We start from the raw sequence: 19,834 nt of genomic DNA on the forward strand, positions 1-19,834 counted from the left end.
GCGGCGGCCACATCCGGGTCGGTGCTGGCCAGCTGTAAGCGGCCATGGAACAGATCAGACAGCCGTTCGGTCAGCGCAAAGCCAACCACGACAAAGTGATCTGAGGGGAATTCGCCTACACGGGCGGTGAACTGCAATCCGCTTGCCTGGGGCATGACTTCGGTCCCTGAAGATTAAATATTTCCTTTGTACCCGCACGCTCCCGGTGTCGGGTTGCCGGCACCCGTGATCCTCACGTGCGCCGGCAGACAGTCTAATACAAGCTGCGGGGTATGCGGTACCCTGAGAGCAACTGCTCTGTGAACGGGTTGGTGTTGCTGGCCGCGTGCAGGCGGTATCGCATCTCGCCGTCATCCACGGTGAACTTCACATCCACCGCATTGCTGCTGACGCCGGCAATGTCGGCTTTGCCCAACAACCGGAACAAGGCCCAGGGACCACTCTCGGAAATGCTCCGGGGCGAGCGGTTTACCTGAATCGGCACCAGCGTGACCCGGCTCTCCACGGTGTCCCGCAGGGTATTCGGCCAGACCAGCGGAACGCTCTGGCTGGGGCCGTGGGAGAATTCCACCAGTTGGCCGTCGATGTTCACCACGGAGCGACGCTTGTTGTTGCTCAGGTTCAGCGGCTCCAGCGCGAATTCCACATCCAGCGTGCCGCTGCGGGTGAAGAAGGCCTGGCGAATCTGCCGGGCACGGTCCAGTGCAGCCACCACATCCCGGCGCACCAGGCTGGCCCGGCGGGCGTCACCCACGTGTTCCGGGTGATCTTCCAGGAACAGCTTCAGGTTGTTGTTGTAAAAGGTTTCCAGAATGCCGTCCGGGGCGAAGAATCGCTCGAAATCCTGCAATGCCGCATCTCGCCCTGCGCCACGCTTGAACGGATAGTGCCGGGCCAGGTTTTGCTGGAACGGCTGGTAAACTTCCCGGTACCAGTCACGCTCCAGCTGGGCGACGGCACTGTCCAGAATCACCCGCCAGCTTTCGGTGGCCAGGCGGTTGAGTATCCGGTTCAGCGGTTCCGGTTGATGGCCAGCCATGCGCTGCAGGGTGAAGATGGGGTCAGCGCCCTGCAGACCCATGCGCGCCCGGGCCGCAGTGAGGGCGGCTTTGCCGGTATCCGGCGATTCCTGAATGTTGCGCATATACTCATGCAGTTCTGTGACCACCAGCATCACTTCCTCCAGGCCGGAGGGGCCTTCACCCTGTTCGCGGGTCAGCTGGTTCAGGTCGCCAAACTGACGCTCGATGTCCTGCAGCATGCGGTAATGGGGGGACTGCGCCAGCAACTGGCGGGCGGCTTCCGCTTCGCCTTCACCCACCGGGATCAGGCGGGTGTTTTCCCGCACCTGGGCCAGCAATCGGGCCAGTGGCTGATGGCCGCTGGTCAGGCTGTCCAGCATACGCACGCCATGATTGAGATCCTCGAACCGGTGGATATCCAGCCGGCTGAGCGCCGTGCGCCAGGTCTCGGCATATTGCTCGGCATACAGGGTTTGCAGGCTCGCCAGCAATTCGGCTTCGTCGGCCTTGCTGAAGTCGACATTGTCGCGGCGCCCCAGTACCCAGGCATCAATCAGGGCGAGTTCGGTGACCGAACCCGACTCACGCAGGAACCACTTTTCCAGCCCTTCCCGGGTCAGCAACGCCGGTATGGACAGCGGGTCCTGTGCTGAGGGCACGCTTTCGGCAAGCGGCTCGCCGTAGCTGTCCAGGCGTGTGAACACCGTGGAGAACGCCGGGCCGGAGCTACGGGCCAATTCCAGCGGTGCCGGGAAGTCGCGGCTGGCTTCGTTCTCCAGTTCACGGTAAACCCGGTCGGAGGTACTGATACGGCCCAGCTCGTGTTGCGCCCACTCGACACTGCTTCGAAACGGCGCCAACGCCATGGTGGCGGTGGTGTCGCCGTTGGCGGCCAGATCCGAGAGATCGGTATGGGCCATGGCGTATTGCAGGTGCCCGTACAGGCGATTCTGCACCTCACGCTGGCCCGGAAAGCGAGTTTGCCAATACTCACGCATATACCCGGACACAATGTCGGTTCGGCGGCCGCTGGCGTCGTACAGCATCCGCAAAACGCGCAAGTGTTCGAGCCGCTCCGTGCTGTTGTCCGGCGCCCGGCCCATTTCTTCCATCACGCCAAACATCAGGGCCGGCAGATATTGGTAGGCCAGCATATTGAGATACGCCTCATCCACTTCCGGGCCCACCTTGTGCCCCTGATACAAGCCCATATCAGAGACCAGCGGCCATTCCTGGCGATAATCGCCAAAGGCCAGGGTGGCCTCCCTCAATTCATCCAGAGGTCGCAACAGGTTGCGGCCAGTGCTGTCCGGTTCATAGCCCACGGGCTGCCAGTCGTTGAGGTAACTGTTTACCCGGTTTTCCACCTGGGCGGCGGCTTCCGCGTTCTGGATAAAGTAATGCTGCCAGCCCGCAGTCATGCCCACGCCGCCCGCAACCGCAATAACGGCAGCAACGGCTACACGACGGTGTCGCTGGCGCACCACGCGCCGGTTATCCCCGGCCAGGCCCGCTTCCGGATAGATGATCTCGGGGAACAGGCCTTTGGTGAACAGGCTCGCCGACTGCCCACCCCGCTGGGCCGGCTGGATCGGGCCGGACATCTGGTAATTGCGGGCTGCCGCCGAGACAAAGGCATCTTCCGGAACGCCTTCCTGCAACACCGAGGTGAAATAGGTGCCGCGCACCAACGCCGGCGTGGAAAAGGCATCCGCCGACAGTACGTTGGTCAGAAATTGCTCCATGGCCGGTTTCAGGCCCGCCAATTGACGGGTAAAGGAATAGACAGCCGCCCGCTCTTCGCTATCCCGGGTGCTGGCCAATACGTCCGGCAGGCGGCTTGTGAGCTCCTCCACCATCCCCGCGTAGCGTTCAGCAAACTGCTCCAGCCACTCGTCCTGGTCCTGCTGGCTATCCAGCCGGAAGGTGAATCCCAGAGCCTGATCTTTCTCGGCTTTGTTGAGGCTTCGCACAAAGGGCGCAAAGCCGTACATCAGGTCCATCTTGGTGAACGTGACATACACCGGCAGGCGGGAACCCAGCTGCTCCATCAGCTCCCGCAGGCGGGTGCGCAGTAAAATGGCATGGGCTTCGCGCTGTTGTTCGTTTGCAGTACTCAGGCGCGCGAGATCCACCGCCAGAATCACGCCATTGAGTGGCCGCTGGGGCCGACTGCGTTCCAGCCAGGCGATAAAGTGGTGCCAAAGCCGGCTCTGGATTTCCCCGGTAGCACCCTCACCCTGGTTCTGGCTCAGCAGTTCACCATCCGGGTCGATCAGCACCCCGTTGTCGCCAATCCACCAGTCAAAACTGAACGGGTTGCGGTCGCCCCGGTTGTTACGGGTGACGTTGGTGAGGGTATAGGTTTGCCCGGCCCGCTGGATCAGGCTGGTCTTGCCGGCATCTTCCAGGCCCATCACCAGATACCAGGGCAAGCGGTACAGCCCCTTGCGACCCGGCAGATTGCTTTTCAACGCCTGTAACTGGCGGTCCAGCAGCCGCTGCTGACGACGCTCCATGGGCAGAATCGGGTCTTCCTGCTCCCGCTGCTCGTCGGCCTTGGCCTGGTTCACCTTACCCAGGCGACGGGCCAGCACGGCCCCCCAGACCATCACCACCAGCAGCACGACCCCCAGGGTGACCAGAGCACGCATCTGCCAGGCCATCAACGGGTATTCACCCTTGATTTCCAGGCGCGGCCCCAGCCACCAGGTAGCCACCAGCAGGGCAATCACCCCCAGCGCCAGAGTGACGGGAGCGGCGCTGCGGATGTAAGGCAGCAGCCAACGACCAATGAGTAATGCTTTTCTCCACATGGTTTCCATTCCTGCGTTCGTTGCGTCTTGCGGGCGTTACGCCAGTCGTTCCAGTTGTTTGATCAAAGCCGGTTCCCAGTCCTCGAGAACCCGCCCCTGGATCTGGTTATTCAGATCCTGAATCTGTTCGGCGGCCAGGGCTTTCAGACCGGCTTCTTTGAGCAGCCGGGCCGTGGCCAGGCGCCAGTAGAAACGCTCCCGCGGCTCCCGGGCATCAGCCAGCCCCTGCTCCAGCAGTTCCATGGCGGGTGCCAGTTTGTTCTGCCGAACCAGTTCCCATGCGCTGTCGAACGCCTGTTCCCAGGGGTTGGCGCCTGCCCCGGTTGCTCCTTTGCCGGCGGCGGGAGCGCTGTGTAACCAGTCCGCGCCATCGTCACTGAGAAACGGCGTGCCATCGTTGAAGGTGAGCTCGGCCAGTGATGGCAGGCGATCGACAAACGCTTTCAGGGCTTCCCGTATGGCCTCGGCGCACCCGGTATGGCCGAGAGCCATGGCCGCCCGGGCGCTCAACCAGTGGCCATCCAGCCAGAACGGGCTGACCGACAGGCTTTGCTCAATGCGCTGCCACAGTTCAAGGTCCGGCGTTTTCTCCAGTGCTTCCTGATAATCGGCTACCCGGTCCGCGCTTACGGCGGCCAGATCGGTGCGTTTGCCATCCCGGGTGGGCGGCAGGCTGGTGATACTCTGCCAGATGGCATACCGGCGCACGCGGTAGCCCAGGGCGTTGTCCGGTTCGTTACCGGTCAACAACTCGGCAACCTTGAGCAGGCTTTGCCGGGTTGCCCTCTCGTTACCGGGGTCGAGCGTCAGGTTGCCCAGCGACGCGGCCGTGGCGTTGGCGCTGGTTGAACCGGGGAGCGAGGAGCTGGCCTGGCTCTCCTGCCGGGTTGCCGAGGGGCTTTCGGAAGCGGTCTGGGGGGGCGGGGCCTGGTCCGGCCCGGGCAGCTTTTCCACGGCACGTTTCAGGTCAAACAGCGCATCGCCGGGCAAGTCACGGTCTCTGGCCTGGGCGTCCAGTTGTTCAGCCAGTTCCAGGCAGAACTGACGACCGTCGCCCACACTGGCATCAAAGCTCAGACCTTCGACCGCTTTCAGCGCCCGCTGCAACATCTGGGTGAACAGCATCTTGCGCGCCCGCTGGCCCTTGGCACCGGGATAGGGCCAGGCATTCTCCCACCAGTCGTCCAGCACCCGGTGCAGCAGGTACAGCGACAGGGCAAACCGTTCACCATCGCCGCCGCGCTGCAGGCTGAGCATGACGAACCCCAGCACCTTGAGGTCCTTGCTGCGATCCGCCAGCAGTTTCAACGCTTCGCTTTCCACCTTGGGCCAGTCGATGTCGTTGTGGGCCAGCGACCCGACTTTCATGATCTCGTCTTCCAGAAACTCCAGCGTACTGTCTTCGGCCAGGCTTTCGCCCACCCCGGTGTCGCCCGGAATCGGAGTCAGTACCTGGTCAACATAGGGATGTTGTTCAATCACCTGCATACCATCACTCCTTACCAGCCACAGGCCTGGCGCAAAGGCTTGATCGCCTCCGCGAAGCCATTGAGGTCGAACAGCAGGCCGTCGAGCTCGCGAACCCCCGCCTGAAGGCGCACATCGGGCCGATTGACCACATCCAGTACGGTGCGAATGGCCGGCAGGCCACGCCCCGAGCTGACCACCAGGCCTTCGTCCCGAACCCGCCAATGGGAACGGTGGGGGCCCAGGCTTACCTCAACCCGCTCACGGTCCAGCGGCTCCGGCAGCATGATGGCCAGCTCGGTGATGTTGTTGTGGCATTGCAGCGACAGCACCGGCCGGGGAGGCTTTACCCCCAGTGCTGTGACTGTCACCAGATGACCAGCCGCGCTGCCGGTGTCGCGATAGACCACGCCGCCGGCCTCGATTCCGCTGGCCTGGGCAAACACCCGGCGCCAGCGCTCCGACTGATTCACCAACGCCGGATGCCGGCCAGCCTCGTATCGGGCCAGCGGCGTACCGAACACCTCATCAAAACAGGCCAGACGTTCCAACCGGTTCGGTTCCCCGGTGCAGGCCCTGGCCTCTTCCAGGCGGGTATCGGCCCAGCTGCTGGCACTCACCAACAGGAGCGCCATCAAAAGTAATCGGTGTGGGTCTTTCAGGGTCATACGTCGGTTACCTGATACTTCAGACATTTGTGGGCCAGGGTGCGTTTCGGCAAACCCAGGCTTTCGGCCGCCTGGGCGCGGTTGCCGCCATACTGGCGCAGGCGTTCGCGGATGATGGTTGCCTCAAAGGCCTGGGCAGCCGCTTTCAGGTCCCGGATATCGTCGGTTGGGGGCACCCCCGGGACGGCTTTGGCCTCCACGAACGTCAGCGTCGAATCCGGGCCTTCGTCGAACAGGTCATGCAGGCGCAGTACCTCTGCCTGAATATCGTCCCCGGCTGGGGTTTGCAGGCAGGCCAGCTCGATGATGTTGCGCAGTTCCCGGACGTTGCCCGGAAAATGGTAGGCAGCCAGCGAACCCAGCGCATGGCTGCTGATCCCCAGCGGGCCGCTGCCCTCTCGCTCGGTGTACAGTCGGATGAAATAGCGACTGAGCGCCTCCAGATCCTCAAGGCGTTCACGCAAGGGGAGAACCCGCAGAGGGAACTGGCTGAGCCGGTAAAACAGATCCCGGCGGAACCGGCCCTCTTCAATGCCTTCCTGCAGTGGCTGGTGGGTGGCCGCCACCAGGCGGAAATCCGAGTGCTGTTCTTCCCGGGCACCCAATGGCCGGAACCGCCGGCTTTCCAACACTCTCAGCAGTTTCGATTGCAATGCCAGGGGCATATCGCCGATTTCGTCCAGAAACAGGGTGCCGCCACTGGCCTGGGCCAGCAGGCCTTCTTTGGCCTGATCCGCTCCTGAGAAGGCGCCTTTAGTATGCCCGAACAGTTCACTTTCCAGCAGGGTATCGGGGATGGCGGCGCAGTTGACCACCACCAGAGGGGCGCTGGCACGGTCTGACAGGTCGTGAATGCCCCGGGCCACCACGTCTTTGCCGCAACCGGTTTCGCCCTGGATCAACACCGACAGCTGGCTGCCTGCGGCTCGCACCACTTGCGCCCGAAGATGAGTCATGGCATCAGAGTTGCCCACCAGGGTCTGCGCCAACTGATCACAGCGCTGGCGCAGGGTTTCTGCATCGTGCAGGTGGTCAAGAGAACGTTTCAGCAGTCGCCGCTGCCACACCTGGTCACGGGTTTGCAGCTGACTGATCCACTGATGCACCAGCAGGTGTTTCAGGCCGCTGTAGAGTGGCTGGGTAACGATAGTTTGCCAGTCGGAGTGGTCGCCGCACATGACGAGCACTCCCAGTGTGCGGCCATCGTCTCCCTTGAGCGGTTCCAGCCAGAAGCTCCGTGGGCGCCCGCTCAGTTCCAGCAGGGTCTGGAAGCCAGTATGGTCCAGGCGATAGCTGGCGGCACGGGTGAGTTCCCGGGGCTGGCCGGTTTGCAGTACGTGGGCAAAGGGGTGGCTGAAGTCATTGCAGTCGAATTCGCCGCTGTCGTCGCCAAGTTTTGCACAGTGCAGGGTGCGGCCGCTGAGGTCGAGTTCCAGAGCCCAGCATTTGCTGAGCCCGAAGGCGTTTTCGAGTTGGCGGGTGGCGGTGTTCAACAGCGCTGGCAGGGTGTCCTGTTTGATCAGGGCCACCGCCAAATCGATGCCGGTGTGCAGTTCCTTCTGCATCCTTCCCATGCTTCCATTCCCTGAATAATTACTTAGGAGATCGTCGCCCGCGCATCCTGCGGGGTGGCTTTCCAAAACACGCTGTGAATACATCCTTGTACGCTCCGCTCCGCCATCCATGGCTCCGCAGGGTTTTGAAAAGCCACCCCGCAGGCTACGCTCCGTTCGAGTTAGCTGTCAGTCAACTATGCCCGTGAACTTGTTGTCGCTCACACCCAGTGAGACCTTCGTCACCGGCTCCCTGGCCGCCAGTTTTTCCAGCAGCGCCAGCGACACCGGTGGCAGCAGTTCGCCTTCGATGATCGACTCCAGCATTCTGGCGCCGTTTTCACTGCGAGTGGCGCGGCTGCGGATGGCTTCGGTCAGGCCGTCTTCCAGTGATACCTCGGTGTGGTAGCGGGCTTTGATCTGGTCAGCCAGGCGCTGGAGTTTGTCGTCGACGATGCGGTTGAGGGTGTCTTCGCCCAGCGGCAGGTAGGGCACAACTTCCATCCGCGCCAGCAATGCCGGCTTGAAGAAGTTGGCCAGTTCCGGGTACAGGGCTTCTTCGATTCGCTCCGGCTCTTCGGCGTGGTTGACGATGGTCTGGAAGCCGAGGTTGGAGGTCAGGAAGAACACCACATTTTTGCAGTCGATCAACCGGCCTTCGCCGTCGGCCAGTTCGCCTTTGTCGAAGGCCTGGTAGAACAGGTTGAGCACTTCCGGGTGGGCTTTTTCCACTTCGTCGAGCAGCACCACGGAATAAGGCTTTTGGCGGATGGCTTCGGTGAGAATGCCGCCTTCGCCGAAGCCGACGTAACCCGGGGGCGAACCGATCAACCGGGAGACGGTGTGCTTCTCCTGGTACTCGGACATATTGATGGTGGTGAGGAACTGGCGGCCGCCGTACAGCAGTTCTGCCAGCTGCACCACGGTTTCGGTTTTACCCACGCCACTAGGGCCCACCAGCAGGAAGGCGCCCATCGGGCGACCCGGGCGGCGCAGGTCGGCGCGAGCGGTGAGCAAATGCTGGTGCAGGCACTCGATGGCCGTGTTCTGGCCTTTGATATGGGCCTGCAGGTATGCCGGCAAGTGGGTAATTTTTTCCAGCTCGTCGGTGGTCATGCGGTTCACCGGAATGCCGGTCCAGTCGGCGATGACTTCAGCTACCTGGCGTGCGTCCACCCGGGCGTGTACCAGCGGTTCATCGGCCTGGAGTTCGGCCAGTTCCTGTTCGATGGCGGCGGCTTCGCTTTTCAGGTCCGGGCGTTCTTCGTGATCGCTCTCGGCCATCTCAACAGCAGCGTCATCAGCGGTTTCGCCCTCGACATCCCCCGCCAACAGCTGTTCACGGATCTCGACCAGCCGGGCAACAAGCTCCCTCTGGTCATTCCAGCTTTGTTCCAGCGCGCCGGATTCGGCAGTCAGGTCGGCAATCTTCTGCTCCAGGGCCTGTTCCCGCTCGGCATCCACGTTCTGGCCAAGCGTGTGTTCCCGGCTCAAAAGCTCCTGCTCCATGGCCAGCTGGTGCAGTTCACTGCGCACGTGGCTGAGACGGCGTGGCGGTGTGCTCAGGTTCAGGCTGACCCGGGCGCAGGCGGTATCCAGCACGTCGATGGCCTTGTCCGGCAGCTGGCGACCGGCCAGGTAACGGGCAGACATTTCCGCGGCGGCTTTCAGGGCGCTGTCGGCGATCAGTACCTGATGGGCTTTTTCGTAGACCGTGCGCAGGCCACGAAGGATGTGCACGGCTTCGCCCGGTGTGGGCTCGTCCAGAGCCACCGGCTGGAACCGGCGGCTGAGAGCCGGGTCTTTTTCGAAGTATTTCTTATACTCGCGCCAGGTGGTGGCGGCGATGGTGCGCAGCTCACCCCGGGCCAGGGCTGGCTTCAGCAGGTTGGCAGCATCGGAGCCACCTTCGCTGTTACCGGCACCGATCAGGGTGTGGGCTTCGTCGATGAACAGAATGATCGGGGTGGCCGAACCTTTCACGGCTTCGATCACACCCTTCAGGCGTTTTTCAAACTCGCCCTTCACCGAGGCACCGGCCTGCAGGGCGCCCATGTCCAGGGTCCAGAGTTCGACGCTCTTCAGGCGGTCCGGCACGTCGCCGTTGACGATGCGCAGGGCCAGGCCTTCCACCACGGCGCTTTTGCCCACACCGGCATCGCCCACCACAATGGGGTTGTTCTTGCGGCGACGGCAGAGGATATCGATCATCTGGTCGATTTCGGCATCCCGACACACCACCGGGTCCAGCTTTTCGTCCCGGGCCAGCTTGGTGAAGTCGGTGGCGTAGCGCTTGAGCGGGTCCATATCGGCTTCAACCGCGGGTTTGGCACCGCCGTTTTCGGCCAGCTGCGGACGCTCCACAGAACCCTCGGTGACCCGATCAAACTGCTTGCGAAGCTGTTCCCGGTTGATGTCCACCAGCGCCTGGGCCACCCGGGGCATCAGGTAGCGGTCGGCGTTCATCAGCAGGGCCAGAAATACCGCACCGGAACGCAGTTCGGTATGGCCGAGTTCGGTGGAGGCCAGCAGCCAGGCGTCCTGCATCAGTTCTACCAGCAGCGGCGAGAACGACGGATACGGTTCGGCGGTCTGAGGTTCGCCGTTCAGGCTGTCACCCACCACGGGTTGCAGTTGCTGGTGGTTGATGCCGGTGTGTTCCAGAATCTGGCGCACATCCGAGAACGGCGTTTCCAGCAGTTTGAACAGCAGGTGCGCCGGGGTAATCTCGGCGCCCTGACGGCTGATGCACAGGGCCGCGGAGGCTTCCAGAGCCTGGCGTGAAATGTCGTTAAGGCGCCCGATCAGCGCCGGCAGTTCTACCCGAATCACAGTGATGTCCTTATTTCGGTAGTTGTTCCAGAACGCTGAGCACATCCCTGATGCGTTCGTTCAGCGCCATGTTATAGAGCGAATAGATCCCGGTCATGGCCGCCACGAACAGGCCACCAATACCCCACAAAGGCAGGCCGCTGCGCAGGCGGTTGCGGGCCGGCATCAGGTTTTCCGTAGCGTCGGCCAGCGGCCGGGTGTCGCGGTCGCCACGCAGTTCGCGAAGCTGGTCATAGAGGCCACGAACCACCTGTTCGTATTCGTCCCGACCGTTTTCCATGACCTTGTAGCGACCCTCAAAACCCAGACACAGGCACAGATAGATGAACTCAAGCATGTCCCGGTAGCGGGCCGGCTCTTTTTCCATGCGGGCCAGGATGGCAAACACCTTTTCGCCACCCCAGGTTTCGTTATGGAATCGGCTGAGCAGCGAATGCTGAGACCATACGCTGTGGGCGCCCCAGTCGGTACCCAGCACAGCCTCGTCGATGAAGGCGCAAAGCACGTAGCGGTAGGCCACCACCGTCGGGCGCTCATAGCCCTGCTCCACCAGTTCCCGGTCAACGGCGGCGACTTCGTCCACTACCTGCTGGTACAGGGTTTCCACCTCGCGGAAATCCGCCAGTCGCCGCACCCGAATAACCAGTCCCAGCAGCGGGGTGGCGGCGTCAATCAGCCGGTTATCTTCCAGGCCACGAAGCTGGAAGCTGCTGTCATCGGATTCAACCGGCGACTGGCCGGCGCCGCTATCGGCAAACAAAAGGTCGCTGAATGCACGATCACCCGAATCCCTGGTGTTATCTGGTCTGTCCATTACCGGTGCATCTGCCATGATTTAGCTCCTGATTGCCCAGAATTGCATCTCCAGCCCCGGGAAGCTGCCCGCCACGTGGAAGGCAAATCCACTGGCGTTGTCCAGCATCTGCCAGGCCTGGCTTTGATCGTCCAATCGGAAATACACAAAGCCGGCGTGGTAGGGCAACTGACGCGGGGCCACCGGAAGTGCCGACAGTGGGATGCCCGGCAGCTGGAGGCTGATGAGATCCCGAATCTTCTCCACAGAGGCCACCTTGCACTGCTGAACAAACTGTTTGCGCAGGTCGTCCAGTGGCATATCGGCTTTGACCGCCAGAATGAATTCGGCGTCGTTCATCAACTGGCCATCCTGAACCGGTGCAACAGTGAGTCCGTACTGGCGCTGCTGCAGGGCAATCGACAGTGCCCGGGGTTCCAGGACCGTGCTCAACGCCTGCCGCAGAATCTGCATCAGTGGGCTGAAACAGGCTTCCGGCAGATCGTGATCGTAAGGGGTGAATTCCCTCGGCAAACGGCTTTCATCGGTAAAGGTGACCAGCTCGCCACACAGCTCCAGAAGCGCTTCGTACAAACGCTCCGGGTGCAACTGACGCAGCCGTGCCAGGTGCATGAAGCGCGGGTGCGCCCGGTTCAGCATCTGCAGCAGCATGAAATCCGAGACATCGGCGACACCACCCTGCCCGGGCGCGCCCACCCGTTCGGCAATGTTTCGGGCCCGTTCCTGCATCAAACCCGCCATTTCGCCGACAAAGCGCTGAAGCCTTGGCGCCGAGCGCACACTGAGCATGGTCGGCAGGAAGTTCGGGTCCATCACCAGGCTGCCATCGGGACGTTTTTCCAGAATCCGGCCAATGGCCAGTGCCGCATAGGCACTGCGATCTTCCCGCTCCAGCATCAGGCGCGGAGCCACCCGCCCCACATCGATGGTGTGAGCATCGCCGTCAATGGAATGCAGATCCCGCACTTCCACCGGCTGCGCCTGGAACCGGCCGGCCACGGGCGCTTCCGGCCATTCGACTTCGGCCAGGCTATCGCTGCCCAGAGGTAAAGCCAGATAGACCACCTGGTTGGCCACCGAGGCATCGGTGATCTCCAGCGGCTCCGGCATCACGTCGTCCTGGGGCAGGTTGAACCGGGTTCCGTCCGGAAACAGTCCGGAGGCCCGCACCAGTCCGACCCGGCCAAAACTCAGGTATTCGGCATTGAGCTCCAGATCACTGAACCCGAACAGGTAGTCCGAGACGGCCAGAGCCCGTTCGTTGATCTGGTGTTCCAGATAGCGTTGCTGTTGCTGGAAGTGCTGGGGTTTGATGAACAGCCCATCACTCCAGACCACTCGATTCGTGACTGCCATTAGCTTTCATCCGACCGTCTGAGTTGCACTTCACGTTCGCGCAGGTTCACCAGCAGGTGATACCGTCCGCCAATCGGGTCGACCTTCACCACTTTTTTCCACTGGGACAGGTTCGGGTAGGCGTAGAAAGCGATCACGGCGATGTAGCGGGTGTCTTCGCTGACCTCGAACGGCTCGACAAACTTGAACTGACCAGGCACCAGACTGTAATCGCTATGGTCCACGTAGTTCTGGCCCAGAGAGTCCTCCAGGTCGTTCAACAGCTGGTCGAAATCGCCCGCCATCAGCAGCGAGCTGTCCCGCAGTTCAATCACCTGAAACGCAATGGGGGTGGGCGCCAGGGATTCGTTCGGGTTCACGTTCGGTTCCGCCAGCATGGTCAGATCCACCCGGCTGGGCAGATCTTCCGGGTAGCCAACAGGAATATCAGGATCCCAGAGCACCTTGGCGGTCTTGGTCACCGCGTTGTAAGGGGTGCTACACCCCGCCAGAATCAAAGCAACAACCAGCAAGCTCCATTTGCAGTACTTCACAACAGTTTCTCCCTCTGTAATTGGCGCAAGTGTTGGTCATAAGCCTGGTCGAACACTTCCTGGAACAGGCGTTCGAAACCCTGCTGACGACTGGATTTCAGTTCACGGTAATAGTGTTGGTACATATCCCAGGCCCAGCGGCCCTCGTCTTCGTTGTCCTGCAAACCACGGCGATAGCCGTGAAACCGGCGCAACAAGGCTTCCGGTGAGAAGGCGTGCAGAATGGCTTCCAGCGCCTCGCGAATGGCTTCACGGGTGGCCTGCTGGTGGTGATTCAGGCTTTCCAGGCTCTCACGGACAGCGGCGGGGGCCGACAGATGCACCGGGCTGCGCTGGGCGGCAAACAGGGTCTGAATGGTGTCCGGATAGTCGTTGGCCAGCCGCAGCGGGTTGTCCTCGATGGGCTGCAAGCGGGTGCGCAGCGCCTGGTGACGGCTGTCTTCGCCCTGATGCAGCGCCAGTAATCCTTCCACCGTTGCCTTCAGGGTCTGGCCGGCTTCCTCCAGAAACAGCCGCATTTCGTCGCTGTCGGCAAAATCAATATCCGCGTCCAGCCCCCGGAGCAGTGGTGCACCACTGATGTGCTGGCGGCTGACCTCCCGCATGTTTCGTGTCGTTTCGGACATTCCCTGTCGTTCCTTATGCTCGCGTTGTGGGGTGACCGGCAGACCCATGGCCACATCCCGGTTCTCCCGGTACTCATCGCTAACCTCAGCCGAACGGGCAAACCAGGCCTGGTCGCTGGCCAGCAGCTCGGGAGCCTCCTCGTCCGGGCGCGTCGGTTTTTGCTGCCAGGGCGCCAGCGGATCACAGCTGACCGGATCGCCGGCTGCCGGCTGCAAACCCTCCAGAGGCTCGCGACCTTCAGGCCGGTTCTGTTCGTTAGCGGCATGCCGTAAACCATTCTCTGCCGCATCCACCAGAGCATGATCTTCGCGTGCGTCGTGGTCGGTTTCACCGACAGCCGCCGGGACGCCGGAGAGTTCGGCCCGTATCTGGTAGCGGCCTATGGTCACGGTGTCGCCGTGGCTCAGTCGGGCACGACGGCCCCGCCCCACAGGCTGACTGCTGCTGTTGATGTAGGTCCGGCCACTGCGATCAATCAGGCAGAAGCCACCGTCCAGGTAACGCACCTCGGCATGGCCAGCGACAGCGCCGGTACGGTGAGGCGAAAGCTGCCAGCTGTCGCTGGCCGCGGTGCCGATGGAACCGCCACGGGTTCCGAAGCTATGTTCAATGCTGGCACCACCACCGGTTTCCGTCGGGTTGGTGATCACCAATGTCAGTTCTGCTTCTTGTGTCACGTCTCCGGCTCCCTGCCTTAACGTCTGATCTGTATTCGCACCGCCGGGCGCCCACGGGCCCGATCCGGCGTCACAAAAGAATTCCAGCCCAGGCGAACGTCCGACCCCAGCTGTATGGGGTGAATATCCTTGGGCCGCATTTGCAGCTCCAGGTCATAGGCCAGTTGCTCCCGGGTAGCGAATTCCACCAGTTTGACCAGGCGTTGGTGATCCCGGCCATTGGGCAGAAAATCCGCAAACCGCTGCCGGGTCAGATTGCGCAGCCGGAGAATAAACTTGCCGCTGCGATCCCGGATGCGTGAGCCCACCAGTGTGTCCTCACCCAGGGTGGCATTGGCCCGGCCCAGGGAGGTTTGCTGATCCGGAGCAATGTCCACTTTGCGCAACACCCACTGTTCGATACTGACGTCGTCCAGATCGAAACAGTGCCCGACAATGCCGCTGACCACCTCCGGCGACCGGCTCCGGCCCGCCATCAAACCCGCGTAGGCCAGCATCTTGGACCAGTTCACCGGCGTCGCTTCACGCAACCGACTGTCCCCCAGACCGGTCAGAGCAAATACCAGCTCCGAAAAGCCATCGCTGGCTCCGGGCTGAAAGCGGATGTAATACCGGTATTTTCGCCAGGCCCGGTGAAACAGCGTCACCAGCCGGTGATTAAAGAAATCCAGAAAATGCCGACGCACGCCAAGGTTCTGCCCGGCTTCCCAGGCCAGATCCTCCAGGTAATAACCGGGCAGCGGCGACTGGGACCCATGCAAACCGAGGAAGCTGACTTCCATCTGGTAAGGTGCGTGTTCATGTTCCGGTGACAACGCCGATACCACATCACTGCCGGGAAAACCCAGCCCGGCCGAGGCCGAAAACCGAATCCGTTCCTGGCGAGGCTCGTTGTGCCCGCCGCGCTCCAGGTCGTCTCCATGATGCCGGTGAATCAGATCCACCAGCTGAAAAAAACTGTATCGCCGCGCGTTGCCGAGAACGGGTTCCAGCCCGGCTACATCAGCGGCTGCTGACCTTGCTGTAACGTCCATGTGTACCGTTCCTGATTATCTGTATTCACTACTTCCAGCTGATGAAAAGCATTGATACTCGCGTAAAGCGCAAAAAACTGGCTCAGCACGGTGCCGAACAGGTAAAGGTCGCCCTCACTGGCGAACCCTTGCTGGTCCAGCATGAGCTCCGAACGAATACCGCGCACCGGTAGCCCGCGGATCATCCGGTCGACCGGCTTGGTGGTGATGCCACTGATCCCCGCCAGCCGTTTCTGGGATACCCGCTCGGCCTGACGGTCTACCAGAGCCCGGAAGTCATACACCCGAAGCACGGTGCGCAGCGCGTCGACGTCCAGCATCGACAGGTAGTTCAGCGACAGGTTGGAAATCAGCGTCCACAACAGGCTGCCATCCAGCGTCGGCCGCAGAGTTGCCGTCGGGCGCGTGATATTACTGAACGCCGCAAAGGCCGGGGTGCTCTCGGTGGCCATGCAGACCTCACCCACCGCTAACTGCTGCGGCAACTGACGATTGGTGCAGGTGAGCGTGAGCGACACCGCTTCCTGGCGGTTCAGACACTCGCTTTCGTCACCGCGCACAAACGACATATAGTGATCAAACCCATCGCCGCGCGCGCTCTCCCGGGTGCGAACCCGGTAATACAGCGCGGTGCGGCCTCGATCCCGCTCGACTTCATGCTGAAAGCTTTCGAATGCCGTGTAGAGGCGAGGCTCGCCTCGTCCGGATCGCCCCTCAAGCCAGCCCTCGACCTGCTCAATACTGAATACCTCGTAGTGTTCAGGGCAACGACTGGATGGTGAAATACGGTATTCGGTCTGGCGGCCATTCAGGTCCACTGGCTCGCCCTCGTGTTTGAACAGGTTCACCGCCGGGGTGCAGTACAGCTGCATTGAATCCCGGGTCACCCGTGTATCCGGTGGCAGAATCCGGCTGAAATGGAATCGCAGGCTGATTTCGTCAGCCTGAACCGCGGGCAATCGGGATTTCAGGCCGGCGATATCGACAAACCGGAACGCCTCCGGAAAACTCAGGTACTCCTGGATAATGCGGTAACCGGCGTAGGCGTTCTTGGGATAAGGCAGGATCGCCTCATCCGCGGCAAATCCAACCGGCTGTAACAGCGAGGACGGCAGACTGAACACGCTGTCGCCTATCACCAACTCCATTCGGGTGAGGTAATGATTCAGCCAAAGATACAGGGTCTCTGCCGTATGATTGTCGCCGCCCAGGTAAAAACGCAGGCTTTCCAGGCCGATGCCATCCAGCGGCTGGTCGGTGTGCAGGGCCAGATCCACGGTGACCGAGGATACTTCCCGGGAATGCTCGGCATACACCTCGGCCACGCTCACCGGGAAGATATCCACCGCGCGGCAGGTACGGAACCGACACTGCGTCTGACGGTTGCCATCCCCCAGCGGGCGGCTTTTGATTTCGGTATGACGCTCGACAACCTGGCGTTCACTGATGGCGTGCAGCTGCGGATCAAACCGTATGATGGTGCAGCTGGGCACCGGCCGCAGGTAATTGGGCCAGAGCATATTCAACAAAGAATGAGTCAGCTCCGGAAACTCGTCCTCAACTTTTTCCCGCAGCTTGCCGGTCAGAAAGGCGAAGCCTTCCAGCAGCCGCTCGACGTCCGGGTCGGTGCTCTGTTCGGACAGAAAGCGGGTGAGCTGCGGGTGTGCTTCGGCAAATTCCCTGCCTTGCAACCGCAGAAAGCTCAACTCATCCCTGTAAAAGCGATTCAACTTCATTTTTACTGCACCTGGTCTGCTTCCTTTCTGGCTCCGAATAATCCGGACCGCATTCCACTCACGTTGGCCGGAGGAGATGGGGATGCTTTTCTGGCGGGAAAAAAGATGTCTGAGCAAAGCGAGTTATTTTTTCCCAGAAGAAAAGTGTCTCCATCTCCTCCAACCACCAGGTCTAAACAACCCGGTAGTACCGCTTATCATCCAAAACCAGGTCTATGGTTGTCCGATCGTCGCTTCCCGCAACGTTCAGGTAAACCGTTACCTGGAACTTCAACTGCAACGGGTCCGGGCCCGGTGGCATGGCCACCACGTCCACCCGCTTTACTCTCGGCTCAAACTTCTCGATGCACTGACGGATGGCGCTGCGAATCTGGATACTCAGATCATGGGTACCCAGGGTGGCGTCGTTGAAATCCAGCAGTCCGAGATCCGGCACACTGGCGCTGTTGCCCGGATGAGCATTCAGCAGGCGCACCAGATGGCGCTTGATGGATTCCACCACATGGGTCAGCTCACCCATGCCCTGCCCTGCCGGGGCGGCCGCCTGTTCAAGCCTCTCAAACAGGCTGCCGGTGTTGCGAACGCCGTCAGTGCCGGGGCCACCGAACACGGATTAATCCTTGTCCAGTCGGCCAACCAGCGATAGCTCGAAGTTGGCGCCCATGTATTTGAAGTGCGGCCGGACGGCCAGGGATACCTGGTACCAGCCCGGGTCGCCTTCCACATCGGAGACTTCCACTTTCGCGGCGCGCAAAGGGCGGCGGCTGCGCACATCTGCCGGCGGGTTTTCCTGGTCTGCCACATACTGGCGAATCCAGGTGTTCAGTTCCCGCTCCAGATCCTGGCGCTCCTTCCAGGAACCGATCTGCTCGCGCTGCAGCACCTTGATGTAGTGGGCCAGGCGATTCACGATCATCATGTACGGCAGCTGGGTGCCCAACTTGTAGTTGGTCTCCGCTTCCTTGCCTTCCTTGGTATTCGGGAACTGCTTGGGCTTCTGCACCGAGTTGGCCGAGAAGAATGCGGCATTGTCGCTGCCTTTTCGCATGGTCAGTGCAATGAAACCTTCTTCCGCCAGCTCGTATTCCCGGCGGTCGGTGATCAGCACTTCGGTCGGAATCTTGGCTTCCAGCTGGCCGAAAGACTCAAAGGTATGCACCGGCAGGTCTTCCACTGCACCGCCACTCTGGGGGCCGATAATGTTCGGGCACCAGCGGTACTTGGCGAAGCTCTCGGTCAGGCGCGTGGCCAGCAGATACGAGGTGTTGCCCCACAGATAGTGCTCGTGGTCGCCGGACACATCTTCCTTATAGTTGAAGCTGCGCACCGGGTTTTCAGTGGGATCGTAAGGCACCCGCAACAGGAAGCGCGGCGCCGTCAGCCCCAGATAACGGGCATCTTCGGATTCACGCAGGGAGCGCCACTTGGCGTATTTCGGTCCCTCGAAAACGGCACTCAGTTCTTTGATGGCCGGCAGTTCCTGGTAGCTGTCGACACCGAAGAAAGACGGCGCTACCGACGACAGGAAAGGTGCGTGGGACATGGCACCCACCGACGACACATACTGCAGCAGTTTCATATCCGGCGTGGACGGGCTGAAGGCATAATTGCCCACGATGGCACCCACAGGCTCGCCACCGAACTGACCATACTCGGCCGAATAGATGTGCTGGTAAAAGCCGGTCTGGGTGACATCGGGTGCGAACTCGAAGTCTTCCAGCAGCTCCTGCTTGGTGGCGTGGAGTACGTCCACCTTGATGTTCTCACGGAAGTCGGTGCGATCAACCATCAGCTTCAGACCACGCCAGGAGGATTCCAGCTCCTGCAGCTTCGGCGCATGCAGGATTTCATCCATCTGGGCGCTGATCTTGCGGTCCAGTTCGACCACCATCTGGTCCACCAGCGCCTTATTGACCGGCTGGCCTTTTTCGTCGCTGTTCAACAGGTTGGCAATAAATGTCGCCACCCCTTTGCGGGCCACGTCGTAGCCTTCGTCGGCCGGAGCCATGCGGCTGTTGGCCATCACCTGGTCAAGCAAAGAGCCATCAGCGGCGGATTCGGAGGCAGCAGATTGCTGCACAGCAGTATCAGACATACCACATCCCTTCAGTACGTGATTGATAATCGGTGTGAGTGACCGGTTTCCCGTGTCAGGCTTACTCGCCGCCGTCAGTGGCCAGTTCGAGTTCCGCCAGTAGCTTTTCCCGGGCGTCGTCGTTGTCCAGCAGCTCCTGCAACTTGGAACGGAACGACGGCACGTTACCCAGCGGGCCTTTGAGGGCAACCAGAGCTTCGCGCAGCTCGATCAGCTTCTTGAGCTCGGGCACCTGGCGGGCAATGCTGTCTGGGGAAAAATCTTCAAGCCCCTGGAATTCCAGGTTGACGGGGAGATCGTCCGCACCGTCTTCAAGCTTGTTGGAAACGCTGGTAGAAAGCGTCAGGCCGGCTTCCTTCATGACAGAACGGAAATTGTTCTTGTCGACAGAAATGGCCTTGCGGTCTTCAATGGGGGTTTCTTCAGCATGGCCTTTGAAATCGCCAACCACGAACATTTTCAGTGGCAGTTCGGTTTCGGCCTGCTGATCGCCAGTGGCGGGGACATACTTGATATTGATGCGCTCTTTCGGCGCGACGGAACCGTCTTTGGCAGACATGGCGTGCTCCCTGTGCAAATCATTTGCAATTGTGTCAATCCCTTG

The 19,834-nt window shown here is 61.2% G+C and carries 14 protein-coding genes and 1 pseudogene; all 15 read right to left on the reverse strand.

Annotated elements, in window-relative coordinates; genetic code table 11:
- Positions 1-155: pseudogene (locus ACP2AU_RS03210) on the reverse strand (contractile injection system protein, VgrG/Pvc8 family); the annotation flags it as partial.
- Between the two features lie 98 nt (positions 156-253).
- Positions 254-3,847 (reverse strand): type VI secretion system membrane subunit TssM, encoded by a 3,594-nt coding sequence (gene tssM, locus ACP2AU_RS03215; protein WP_426374438.1) that lies wholly within the window; start codon positions 3,845-3,847, stop codon positions 254-256.
- Between the two features lie 27 nt (positions 3,848-3,874).
- A complete protein-coding gene (gene tssA, locus ACP2AU_RS03220) occupies positions 3,875-5,326 on the reverse strand; it encodes a type VI secretion system protein TssA (RefSeq protein WP_426374439.1) in 1,452 nt (483 codons plus the stop codon).
- 11 nt (positions 5,327-5,337) lie between these two features.
- A complete protein-coding gene (vasI, locus tag ACP2AU_RS03225) occupies positions 5,338-5,973 on the reverse strand; it encodes a type VI secretion system-associated protein VasI (RefSeq protein WP_426374440.1) in 636 nt (211 codons plus the stop codon).
- Positions 5,970-7,538: a sigma-54 interaction domain-containing protein gene (locus ACP2AU_RS03230; RefSeq protein ID WP_426375068.1), complete on the reverse strand. Its 1,569-nt coding sequence runs from the start codon at positions 7,536-7,538 to the stop codon at positions 5,970-5,972. The genes vasI and ACP2AU_RS03230 overlap by 4 nt, the downstream gene beginning before the upstream one ends.
- Before the next feature lie 177 nt (positions 7,539-7,715).
- Positions 7,716-10,403 (reverse strand): type VI secretion system ATPase TssH, encoded by a 2,688-nt coding sequence (gene tssH / locus ACP2AU_RS03235; protein WP_426374441.1) that lies wholly within the window; start codon positions 10,401-10,403, stop codon positions 7,716-7,718.
- Positions 10,369-11,190 carry a type IVB secretion system protein IcmH/DotU gene (gene icmH / locus ACP2AU_RS03240; protein ID WP_426374442.1) on the reverse strand — a complete coding sequence of 274 codons (822 nt, stop codon included), beginning with the start codon at positions 11,188-11,190 and terminating at the stop codon, positions 10,369-10,371. Before icmH ends, tssH begins: the two co-directional genes overlap by 35 nt.
- 3 nt (positions 11,191-11,193) lie before the next feature.
- Positions 11,194-12,528 carry a type VI secretion system baseplate subunit TssK gene (gene tssK, locus ACP2AU_RS03245; protein WP_228224233.1) on the reverse strand — a complete coding sequence of 445 codons (1,335 nt, stop codon included), beginning with the start codon at positions 12,526-12,528 and terminating at the stop codon, positions 11,194-11,196.
- Positions 12,528-13,061 (reverse strand): type VI secretion system lipoprotein TssJ, encoded by a 534-nt coding sequence (tssJ, locus tag ACP2AU_RS03250; protein WP_222447331.1) that lies wholly within the window; start codon positions 13,059-13,061, stop codon positions 12,528-12,530. The genes tssK and tssJ overlap by 1 nt, the downstream gene beginning before the upstream one ends.
- Positions 13,058-14,365, reverse strand: coding sequence for a type VI secretion system-associated FHA domain protein TagH (tagH, locus tag ACP2AU_RS03255; protein WP_426374445.1), 1,308 nt, complete (start codon positions 14,363-14,365; stop codon positions 13,058-13,060). The genes tssJ and tagH overlap by 4 nt, the downstream gene beginning before the upstream one ends.
- A gap of 17 nt (positions 14,366-14,382) precedes the next feature.
- Positions 14,383-15,399, reverse strand: coding sequence for a type VI secretion system baseplate subunit TssG (tssG, locus tag ACP2AU_RS03260; RefSeq protein WP_426374447.1), 1,017 nt, complete (start codon positions 15,397-15,399; stop codon positions 14,383-14,385).
- Positions 15,363-17,135, reverse strand: a complete 1,773-nt coding sequence (tssF, locus tag ACP2AU_RS03265; RefSeq protein WP_426374449.1) for a type VI secretion system baseplate subunit TssF — start codon at positions 17,133-17,135, stop codon at positions 15,363-15,365. Before tssF ends, tssG begins: the two co-directional genes overlap by 37 nt.
- A 172-nt stretch (positions 17,136-17,307) precedes the next feature.
- On the reverse strand, positions 17,308-17,745 hold the full coding sequence (gene tssE / locus ACP2AU_RS03270) for a type VI secretion system baseplate subunit TssE (RefSeq protein ID WP_426374451.1): 438 nt from the start codon (positions 17,743-17,745) through the stop codon (positions 17,308-17,310).
- A 3-nt stretch (positions 17,746-17,748) separates the two neighbouring features.
- A complete protein-coding gene (tssC, locus tag ACP2AU_RS03275) occupies positions 17,749-19,230 on the reverse strand; it encodes a type VI secretion system contractile sheath large subunit (protein WP_426374452.1) in 1,482 nt (493 codons plus the stop codon).
- 61 nt (positions 19,231-19,291) lie between these two features.
- Positions 19,292-19,789: a type VI secretion system contractile sheath small subunit gene (tssB, locus tag ACP2AU_RS03280; RefSeq protein ID WP_011787137.1), complete on the reverse strand. Its 498-nt coding sequence runs from the start codon at positions 19,787-19,789 to the stop codon at positions 19,292-19,294.
- Positions 19,790-19,834 lie beyond the last annotated feature (45 nt).

This window comes from Marinobacter sp. VGCF2001 (genome assembly GCF_049943275.1).
GTDB lineage: Bacteria > Pseudomonadota > Gammaproteobacteria > Pseudomonadales > Oleiphilaceae > Marinobacter.

What these genes read in the sequence shown, in the direction of transcription:
- tssK (WP_228224233.1), bottom strand. Translation starts at nt 12,528, where the DNA reads ATGGCAGTCACGAATCGAGTGGTCTGGAGTGATGGGCTGTTCATCAAA.
- tssH (WP_426374441.1), bottom strand. Translation starts at nt 10,403, where the DNA reads ATGTGCTCAGCGTTCTGGAACAACTACCGAAATAAGGACATCACTGTG.
- tssB (WP_011787137.1), bottom strand. Translation starts at nt 19,789, where the DNA reads ATGTCTGCCAAAGACGGTTCCGTCGCGCCGAAAGAGCGCATCAATATC.
- vasI (WP_426374440.1), bottom strand. Translation starts at nt 5,973, where the DNA reads ATGACCCTGAAAGACCCACACCGATTACTTTTGATGGCGCTCCTGTTG.
- tssF (WP_426374449.1), bottom strand. Translation starts at nt 17,135, where the DNA reads ATGAAGTTGAATCGCTTTTACAGGGATGAGTTGAGCTTTCTGCGGTTG.
- icmH (WP_426374442.1), bottom strand. Translation starts at nt 11,190, where the DNA reads ATGGCAGATGCACCGGTAATGGACAGACCAGATAACACCAGGGATTCG.
- tssA (WP_426374439.1), bottom strand. Translation starts at nt 5,326, where the DNA reads ATGCAGGTGATTGAACAACATCCCTATGTTGACCAGGTACTGACTCCG.
- tssC (WP_426374452.1), bottom strand. Translation starts at nt 19,230, where the DNA reads ATGTCTGATACTGCTGTGCAGCAATCTGCTGCCTCCGAATCCGCCGCT.
- tssM (WP_426374438.1), bottom strand. Translation starts at nt 3,847, where the DNA reads ATGGAAACCATGTGGAGAAAAGCATTACTCATTGGTCGTTGGCTGCTG.
- ACP2AU_RS03230 (WP_426375068.1), bottom strand. Translation starts at nt 7,538, where the DNA reads ATGCAGAAGGAACTGCACACCGGCATCGATTTGGCGGTGGCCCTGATC.
- tssG (WP_426374447.1), bottom strand. Translation starts at nt 15,399, where the DNA reads ATGGACGTTACAGCAAGGTCAGCAGCCGCTGATGTAGCCGGGCTGGAA.